The following is a 6,618-nucleotide window of genomic DNA, read 5'->3' on the forward strand; positions in this document are numbered from 1 at the left end:
TGAAAAACTAGATTTTCGTCCTTTGTCTAAAACGCGTAAGCGTATGGGGGTTTTTTAATAATTTAGAATCATTTTAAAAAGTGAACGTGTTATTGCATTATTCGTAAAATATATATTTTTCTGAAAATCTAAATATTTTTAGTATTATATGTTTAATCTATTATATTTATGCCTAAAACTTAAATACATGTTCCAGTTCTTAAAAACCCAGAGAGTACCGCAATATTTTTAAGCAGTCCTCTAAGGAAAAAAGGGGTTGTAATTTGCTAACAAAACACACCTCCAAACAAATCATCGGAACTAAAAGCGAGGTTCTAAAGGGGAAAAAAATTGTCCTCTGCATAACAGGCAGCGTAGCAGCCATGGAATGCCCCATCATAGCAAGAGAGCTCATGCGAGATGGAGCTGAGGTTTATGCGGTAATGTCGCCGGCGGCAACCAAGCTCATTACTCCAGATTTAATGGAGTGGGCGACGGGCAATCCCGTGGTGACTCAACTGACAGGGAAGGTTGAACATATATCTCTGGCTGGTGATCATCCCGACACCGCCTCGCTGGTTCTGGTCGCCCCCGCAACTGCTAATACAATTAGTAAAATCGCTTACGGTATAGATGATACTCCTCCTACAACCGTGGTAAGTAGCGCTGTGGGTGCAAATATTCCTATTGTGATTGTTCCTGCTATGCATGAGTCCATGTTTCGCCACCCTATTGTACTTGAGAATATTAATCGTTTAAGATCTTTGGGTATGGAATTTGTGGGTCCAAGATTCGAAGAGGGCAAGGCAAAGATTGCGCACATTGATACCATTGTAGCGTATGTTTTAGAGGTTTTAACCAGACCCAAAGACATGAAGGGGTTAAGAGTACTGATTACAGCAGGTCCCACCAGAGAATACATTGACGCTGTTCGGTACGTTAGCAATCCCAGTTCTGGTAAAATGGGAGTTTCTCTAGCAATGTCAAGCATTCAGAGGGGGGCTGAGGTAACTCTGGTATTTGGGCCTGGCACTGTGGAGCCTCCACCTCTTGCTAATGTTATTAATGTAGAGTCGACGCAAGATATGCTTGAGGCTGTGGTTGCAAGTCTAAAGAAAGAGCATTATGACATTATGATTTCAACTGCAGCAGTTAGCGATTACGGTCCCGGTACGAAAATTGATGCAAAAACTCCATCAGGTAAAAGGGATTTTATGGTTCGATTCGTTCCTCTACCCAAGGTAATTAATAAAGCTAGAGAGACTGCTCCAGATATCTTTCTCGTGGGATTTAAGGCGGAATATAACATTCCCAAGGAGCAGTTAATAAGCTGTGCTTTGAACAAAATCAAGAAGGCAAATCTAGACCTCATAGTGGCTAATGACATTTCAAAGGAAAACACAGGATTTGCATCCAATAGCAATGAAGTTTATGTAATTGACAAAAATGGAGAAATGACGCACATTCCACTAAGTCCCAAACGAGTAATCGCCTCTCGAATACTTGATATCGTAGTCAAAAAGTATAATCAAAAAGTCTTGGAGCTTCAAAAAACCATTTCTAACCCTAACAAATCCTAGAGTAATTTGCATTGGAGTCTATTCTTGAGACGCCATTAAAATTACTTTGACGAAGTCTTGAGGCCTAACACCTACTAGTATGATGTCCCTATTTTTAAAAAAGTTGTTAACCACATCATTTACTTTTTCAACAGATATTCCTAAGAGGTTTTTCTCCAGTTCCTCGATTTCTTCTTCGGGATGCACGTAAAAATCTCCAGTTATAAGAATCTCGTTTATTTTTCCTTCGATTATTTTTACTTTAGCTTCCACCAGTTTTCCTTCCGGAACTTTTAATTCTGCGGTACCCATTCTATTATTCCTCCTCGTGAGACTTGATGGTTATCAGGATTTCTTCTCCCTCACTAAGATTTAATTTTTCTCTTTTCTTGGTGATAAGCTTGATGAGTGGGTTTTTTAGATTAATATAGTGTGAAAGCCCTCTCAAATCGATTCCTTCACAAATTATTGAGATTGGATTAAGTTTAATAGCGGCAATATTTTGCTTTTTCTCAAAAGTATTGCCAATCGGAAGATCACCTAAATAGACTTTCTGACCTAGTTCAAAATTGTTATTTTCCAGGAGAACTCCTCCGAAGCCGTAGTGAGGCAGTCCACAATCAAGGATTCCTATTTCGTTATTGATTTTGATTGCGAAACCATAAAATTTTCCGATTTTAATTGTTACTTTTCGGCTGGGCTCCACCATTGTGTAGTCTGTTCGAACATTGATCACTTTACATTTGAAACTGTTGTTAGGCTCAGAACAGCTCTCCCTTTTTAGGGATAAAAGTCGTATGGGTTTTGAACCCTTTGCGCGTATAGGGTCCCCGGGGTTCCTTATTTCTAGATGAATGTGAGGGTCAGTCCAGAAATTAAAAAATCCGCTTCTGATGAGAGTGCCCAAGCAGTCCCCGACCTCCAGATTTTCTCCAACTTTTACCTTGGGGTTAATATGCAGCATTTTAATTAGTTGTCTTGGATTCTCTTCGCTCTGGAGAATAATTAAGTAATCTGTTTCTTCAGCGTTGAAGTTTTTTCGTATTGGCGCTTTAACCTTCTGAATATTGATTACTTTTCCTGGGGTAGGGCAAGGTGCCTCTGCCCCAAATTTTCCGGGACCGAGGTAAATGTCTATAGCAATCCCGTGGTTGTGAGCATAGTAGGGTGAATTAAACAAAGATATGTACTCAAAGCTGTCTATTAAATAGAGGTAAATGCCACAGCTTTCAGCTAATTTAATATGGTTAGTCAAAGGTGAACACCAACAATAAGAAATGTTATTAAGGCTCAATATTTTCCATTGTAATCAAATATTAAAAATTAATTAGTCAAGAATTTATAAAGACTTAAAATAGGATTGGAAGCCACTTTAAACAAGTATTTTCATATAGTTCAATGAAATTAAATTCAAAAAAAGGATTTCTATATAGTTCTGGTGGTGTGAAAATGCCCCAATTAAAATTCGTTATACCTAAAGGTTCACTACAGGAAGCTACTCTACGACTGCTAAAACAAGCGGGATATAATGTTAAGGCGGTTGAGCGTTCCTACCGCCCTTGGATCAATGATCCAGAGATTAGCCTAAAACTATTAAGACCACAGGAGATACCAACATTAATACAAGAGGGAGCCCATGAATTGGGAATCGCAGGAGAAGACTGGATTAATGAAAGTGGAGCTAAAGTGCAATTTCTCTCAAAATTAGATTACGGTAAGGTTAGTATAGTGTTAGCAATACCAAATTCCTGGGAAAAAGTAAATTCGCTTTCAGACCTTATAAAACATTTTAAAAGTGATGGAAAACCTATTCGAATCGCAACAGAGTACATAAACATTACTTCAATGCGTATAATGCAAAACAAAGAGTATGAAAAATACTATGGAAATAAAACTCCTGAGATAATAACTCCTTGGTCTCGTTATGGACAAAACCCTAATGTTAAGATTATGCTCTCCTTCGGAGCCACCGAGGCAAAACCACCAGAAGACGCTGACGCCATAGTTGATAACACCGAAACCGGAACCACCCTAAAAAGCAATGAATTAAAAATAATTGAAGTTTTTTCTCAATCAGAAGCAGTACTTATTGCAAATAAGGAAGCCTTAAAGGATAAATGGAAAGAGGAAAAAATCCGAGACGTAATGACCCTAATAGTAGGCGCAGTAGAAGCCCGGAAAAAGTTGCACATCTTTATGAACGTTAAAGAAGAAAATCTAGAAGAACTTTTAGAACAGCTACCAGCCCTCAAACGCCCAACCATCTCACCATTAGCAGGAACAGAAGGATGGGTCGCAATAAACACGGTAATAGCTAAAGAAGAATTTCTGAGACTCATACCAGTACTACGCCGCTTAGCGCAGGGATTGGTCGTCTACGAGCCTAAAGGAGTTCTACCCCTGGAAGAAATAAGGAACAGGATAATATAATTAATCATATCAAAAATTTTTTCCAAAGTATCAGAAAACTTAAAAGATAAGAGTCTACAGGTCTAAGACAATCCCCTCATCGCTTATATGAAATTCTACCCAACCAATTGTCTCTAATTTTTTACCAAGACCAAATATACGAATCATTCGAATAATTTTATCATCAGATTTTTGGAAATTCATTTCGATTATTCCATCAAAAATATGTTTAAGGGCAGTCAGCTCCCTTTCCGTATGCATACCTAGAGTCAATATGCCTATTCCAGCATTCCTTATTTGCTCGGTTGCCGCTCTTAGATGGAAAAAAAGGGTGAAAGCCTTTTCAAATTCCACATGCTGTATGTATGTTGACAAAGATGAAAATATCGCTAGCCCCCCGAGCCCGCCCTTCTCACGAGCCGCCTTAATCACAGCTTGGATTTTTGAAAGATTTTTTAAACTATTCAAAGTAAATTCTTCTGTTTTATAATCGGTATCATAAAAATACCACATAGTGAAACCGTCAATAAATCTAAAAACGTCCTTCTTCTCCAGAGATTCAACAAACCATTTGAAATAAGCCATTTCTTCTCTAATTCTTTGAGGCGACTTATCCATTGTAAGATAAATTACCGCTTCGCCTCTTAAAGCAGCATTATACGACACTTGGCTAACAAACAATTTTTTCCAATTTTTGGTGGGCCTATTAATAGATAGTCACCAAGGGATATAGACCTCCCCCAATTAATTCATCTTGTATCTAACTTTTCCCGATTGACAGTCCATTGAAATATAGTGTCCTATTTGACCGATTAGGAATATACCTAAGACCATAACACTCTGGGATTCATGCAAACATGAAAGTTAGATACAAAAGCATGTACATGCACAAACAAGTGACTCAAGAATTTTTAAAGCGGGAAAAACTGCAAAAATACCCCTTTTTGGTTTATAACCATTCCATTCCCGATTAAATTCATTATCGTGAACCATGGAGCAGACACTCTCACATACTTCACAACCTACGCACAGCGTGGGATCAACTACCAAGATCTTGACTTTCTTTTTGCCATCAACCGCTTCTTTTTGAGGTTCCTTTACATCGACTGCGGTTTTTTGTGGTGTTCCCGACTTTTGAGGTTCTGTTGGTTTTGTTGCCATTTCAACTCTCCCCCTTTTTTTAGAGATATTCAATCACAAAATCAAGAACTTTTTAACAAAGTAAATCGAGTATCGCAGGAATAAAGGGGTATTATTAAATTCCTGGTCCAAGATGTTTCAAAATAACTAAATTTTCTCTATTACTTTCATTTTTTACTTCAATTCCCTGCTGTGCTGCGTCATAGGTAACAAATAACTCATCATTGGTCATCTCTCCAAAACGTATCATATTTGGGTTTTCTATTTCAAATTTTCCAAATTTTCCGCGTCCCTGAATAACGATTAATCCATAAGGCGTTTTTTCTTTAATATTAACTGATTTTTTTGGAAATACTGTTAATTTTTTAGCCGAAAAATGCTCATTACCATATACGATAAAATATTCTTCATATCCCTTTTCTCTCATCGATTCGATCGGTGCTACTGGCTGTGGTTTTAGAAATCTATTTTGATAAAAATTTGGATCTAGATTAAGATCCCAATCAATAAGACTTATTATATAATCCAGATCCTTATTCAAATCTTCAGGTATATCTTTAACAAGTAGATCATATGGTATATATCGATTCCAAGTAATATTCTGGAACATAGCAAAAACATCGGATGCAAATTGAGGTTCATATGTCAAAAGAGATCCTGGAGCGTGAAGAACCCCTGGAGGCACCAGCCAGCCCGTTCCTAATTCTAGCTTATACGCTCTCGATAATTGCAAGATTTGATTATCCTTTCTATCCCAAATTTTAAGGCAATTCTTTACTTTATCTTTTGTAGTACCTGGATTAAGCCCGAAGTATGTGTGGGGAAAATAACCCGAATGATTATTTAATTGCTCGGGAAAATAATAACCTTCCGGTTTGCTTTTCCGTCCAACCTTGGCGGCGTGTTCATCATTTTGATGTAAATGTAGCGGTAGTGGCTCTAGATTATCGAAAAATTTGGAATACATTGGCCAGCAATTATATTTATCCATAATTTTTTTTCCAAGGATCTCATTACCTATCACGTCAATTGCATCTTTTAAAAGAATTTTTTTATTTTCCTTATTGTTTTCAAGATAGATATAACTTAGCCCTTCATCTTCGAGTGTCTCTGGCCCATTATCGGCTTTTGTGGTTGAAGCAAACCACCTCTCATCAATACCTCCTCGATGAACTCCGTATGCATAATAATCATCTGGATGCAATTTTAACCTTTTACCAGGGATGCAAAATTCCCGAGGAACCCAGTTCGGAAATAGTCGAAAAACTCCTTCTCCTTGCTCTAATGCAGACTCCAAAATTTTTTCAATGTTTATCATCTTATACACTTATAAAGCTTTCAAATTATTTACTCTTAATTCTTAATATAGTATCTATTCTTTCAACATCTTCTTTCGGAATGGTAATTGTAATATATTTATCTTCAATTATGAATTGAAGATCCTTTTTAGTTGGTTCTAAAATGATATTTTCAAAATTTTCAGTATTTGAAAATGAAATAGGTTATTAAAACTGGTTTTGGCTGGTGAGCA

Annotated in this window: 7 protein-coding genes; 2 read left to right on the forward strand and 5 right to left on the reverse strand. The window is 37.2% G+C overall.

Annotation, left to right across the window (positions count from 1 at the left end):
• The first annotated feature begins 263 nt into the window (after positions 1-263).
• Positions 264-1,559 carry a bifunctional phosphopantothenoylcysteine decarboxylase/phosphopantothenate--cysteine ligase CoaBC gene (gene coaBC, locus ACUVXA_RS13980; protein ID WP_445871893.1) on the forward strand — a complete coding sequence of 432 codons (1,296 nt, stop codon included), beginning with the start codon at positions 264-266 and terminating at the stop codon, positions 1,557-1,559.
• An 18-nt stretch (positions 1,560-1,577) separates the two neighbouring features.
• On the opposite strand, the gene ACUVXA_RS13985 is transcribed toward coaBC, so the two are convergent.
• Positions 1,578-1,850 carry a lipoate protein ligase C-terminal domain-containing protein gene (locus ACUVXA_RS13985; protein ID WP_445871894.1) on the reverse strand — a complete coding sequence of 91 codons (273 nt, stop codon included), beginning with the start codon at positions 1,848-1,850 and terminating at the stop codon, positions 1,578-1,580.
• 4 nt (positions 1,851-1,854) lie between these two features.
• Complete coding sequence (locus ACUVXA_RS13990) at positions 1,855-2,793, reverse strand: hypothetical protein (RefSeq protein ID WP_445871895.1); 939 nt, start codon at positions 2,791-2,793, stop codon at positions 1,855-1,857.
• Between the two features lie 194 nt (positions 2,794-2,987).
• Between ACUVXA_RS13990 and hisG the strand changes: the two genes are divergently transcribed.
• Positions 2,988-3,968: an ATP phosphoribosyltransferase gene (gene hisG, locus ACUVXA_RS13995; protein ID WP_445871896.1), complete on the forward strand. Its 981-nt coding sequence runs from the start codon at positions 2,988-2,990 to the stop codon at positions 3,966-3,968.
• 54 nt (positions 3,969-4,022) lie between these two features.
• Here the strand turns inward: hisG and ACUVXA_RS14000 are convergent, their stop codons facing one another.
• The 3 genes from ACUVXA_RS14000 to ACUVXA_RS14010 form a co-directional block, all read right to left on the reverse strand.
• Complete coding sequence (locus ACUVXA_RS14000) at positions 4,023-4,628, reverse strand: RAD55 family ATPase (RefSeq protein ID WP_445871897.1); 606 nt, start codon at positions 4,626-4,628, stop codon at positions 4,023-4,025.
• Between the two features lie 183 nt (positions 4,629-4,811).
• Positions 4,812-5,108, reverse strand: a complete 297-nt coding sequence (locus tag ACUVXA_RS14005) for a hypothetical protein (RefSeq protein ID WP_445871898.1) — start codon at positions 5,106-5,108, stop codon at positions 4,812-4,814.
• A gap of 94 nt (positions 5,109-5,202) precedes the next feature.
• Positions 5,203-6,405 (reverse strand): hypothetical protein, encoded by a 1,203-nt coding sequence (locus ACUVXA_RS14010; RefSeq protein ID WP_445871899.1) that lies wholly within the window; start codon positions 6,403-6,405, stop codon positions 5,203-5,205.
• Positions 6,406-6,618 lie beyond the last annotated feature (213 nt).

The organism is Candidatus Jordarchaeum sp. (genome assembly GCF_052745115.1).